2 protein-coding genes and 1 pseudogene are annotated in these 2,448 nt (G+C 42.0%); all 3 read left to right on the top strand.

Going from position 1 to position 2,448, the window contains the following annotated elements; genetic code table 11:
- The first annotated feature begins 40 nt into the window (after positions 1-40).
- A complete protein-coding gene (locus tag IV54_RS08285; RefSeq protein WP_083488561.1) occupies positions 41-703 on the top strand; it encodes an AlwI family type II restriction endonuclease in 663 nt (220 codons plus the stop codon).
- Between the two features lie 205 nt (positions 704-908).
- A complete protein-coding gene (locus tag IV54_RS08280) occupies positions 909-1,847 on the top strand; it encodes a restriction endonuclease (protein WP_157054390.1) in 939 nt (312 codons plus the stop codon).
- A gap of 354 nt (positions 1,848-2,201) precedes the next feature.
- A pseudogene (locus tag IV54_RS08275) lies at positions 2,202-2,396 on the top strand (branched-chain amino acid transport system II carrier protein); the annotation flags it as partial.
- Between the last annotated feature and the right edge of the window lie 52 nt (positions 2,397-2,448).

Raw genomic sequence — 2,448 nt, 5'->3', positions numbered from 1 at the left:
GAATAAAGAACTGGTCTAGTAGAGCAGGTGTTGCACTTCAATTTTAAATCGAGGTAAAAATAGATTTGATAGAAGTACTGTCATAAAACTTTTGAAGGATTTCGTTAATCGTAATGATGATGAAATTCATGATATTGTTAGTAAGAATGCCCCAGTTGCTGATATATTTGAGTACGTATTAGGAATTGCCTGGTATTATATTTCTCAAGGAAAAGTTAATATTCGTGAATCTTTGAAGATGACCTTAGATGCAAGTTTGCTCCCATTGTCGCATGCGGCTGGATATCAAGGCGATATCGAGTTGCATTATGACAATCGAACGGTTCTGCTAGAGGCTACTCTTATGGACCGCTCAACACAAAAACGTGGAGAATTAGAACCTGTAATTCGGCATACCGTTAATTTGGCTGTTGAATGTGGGAATAAGCCCGAACAAACGATATTTGTGGCTAGTGAATTGGATAATAATGTTGTGAATATATTCAGAGCCGCAAGCTTCATAGAGCTAGAACATTCTGCTAAGGATGGTGCTGTGCTAGGAGTTAATATCTTTGCTATGAGTATTCAAGAATTAATTGAAATTATGAACAAGCAGATCAACGATCAGAAAATAATTGAGCAAATTAATAAGAGTATTCAGCAGACTCCGTCACTTATTTATAGAGGATGGCGTGAACGCATTATGCAGCAAATCATGGCTTAAATGAGGCAGCTGATGATAGAGGCTATTTAGCAACTACTTTTGTTGAAATATCCGCTTACTTTTGAATTGCACATATGAATTATAGTTTTAGGAAATAAACATTAGCCAATCCGTTAATATGTTTTTTAATTGGTAATTCTGTACTAAAAAGATTTCAGTATCTGAAGCTAACTAGTAACCGAGGCATTATGGAAGGGCTGTATTGATGACTTATCAGGATTTAAAACTAGGGGAGCATGGTTTGCCAACGTGGGATGCTCTAGCGCCATCCGTCCTCAAGCTGGCCAGTCAACGTGGGGAATGGCGAGGTCGTGAGTTGCGTGTTGCAGTAGCTGATAGCCTTAAACTACCGAATGATCTAAGAGAAATGACATACAGTAGCCACAAGAGTATTACGATTATCGAAGATCGTGCAGGCTGGGCAATCAGTGAATTGAAAACCGGTGGCTTGTTGAAACGTAAACGTAGAGGGTATTATCAAATTTCTTCAAGTGGACGAGAATTATTGTCTGCTGGGCACTTGATTGACCAAAATGTGATTCATAATCAACCGCTGTATTTACAGCACAAAAAAGAGTTGAACGAGCGTAAGAAACGTGGGAATGAATCAAAAGTGACCGTTCCTAAGACAGCATTGGTTTTAGAACAACTAGCAGAACAATCTCAGGCCTACAATGCCGAAGTTGCGACGGATCTCTTACAGCGAATTCGCGAAGCTGATCCTACTTTTTTTGAAAATCTAGTGGTTAAATTACTCGTGGCAATGGGATACAAAGGACCCAATGGTTCGGCGTGGGTAACACAGAAGACCAATGATGGTGGTATCGATGGCGTGATCAATCAGGATGCACTGGGAACGAATACCGTTTATGTCCAAGCAAAGCGGTATGGTGAGGATAATCGCGTTCAACGACCAGTGATCGATTCCTTCTATGGGGCGTTGAAACGTAATCATGCCGATCGAGGCGTTCTAATTACGACGTCCGGATTCTCTTCCGCTGCGCTTAAGGCAGCCAAAGAATTTTCAATTGTTCTGATCGATGGCATCCAACTCACCGATCTCATGCTGGAATACCACGTGGGTGTTCAAGTAAAGCAACAGTTCGAATTTTTCGAGATCGACGAAGATTTCTTCGATGATTAGAAAATGATTAGAATGCCCATTGACCTATAACCTTCACACGCCTATAATCAGTCTCAATACTTCAAAAACGTTGAGGAAAAAAGTAACAGACGGGTCGTTGCCAAGTGAGTCATGGTAAGTGGAAAGTGACCAACTACCGCCGGTGAAAATCATTTCCGAGTTCGCGGCTGAATCAGTAGGTACGCGTGGTGGCCACCATTATCTGGCTAGCGGATGTTAGTCCGCGATAAGCGTTGCGGGTCACCGCAACATAAAAGGTGGTACCGTTCTACTCGTAGAGCCCTTTTCCCGTGATGGGAGAGGGGCTCTTTTTGATATTATGGCGGTAAAAAGACTGGTTATGGAGGCATCAATATGGAAAATGCAGACGTCACCCCCAAGAAAAGTTGGGGTCAATTATTCGTGGTGAGTTCCCTGATTTTTGGTATGTTCTTTGGGTCAGGTAACTTGATTTTCCCGGTACATCTCGGGCAAATGGCCGGTCACAACTGGTTTTTAGCGGCGTTGGGCTTTGCCATCTCTGGCTCGCTATTCCCATTGCTGGCAATTCGGTAGCGTCAAGAATCTTGTGTAAATGAAATGCCTTCGTACATATAATATG

The sequence above is a fragment of the Levilactobacillus paucivorans genome (assembly GCF_001437125.1).
Classification (GTDB): domain Bacteria; phylum Bacillota; class Bacilli; order Lactobacillales; family Lactobacillaceae; genus Levilactobacillus; species Levilactobacillus paucivorans.
This window is presented reverse-complemented; position numbering and strand designations above follow the sequence as displayed.

Bases quoted from the DNA above. Each gene is read 5' to 3' on its own strand.
- IV54_RS08280 (WP_157054390.1), top strand. From the start codon at position 909: ATGACTTATCAGGATTTAAAACTAGGGGAGCATGGTTTGCCAACGTGG.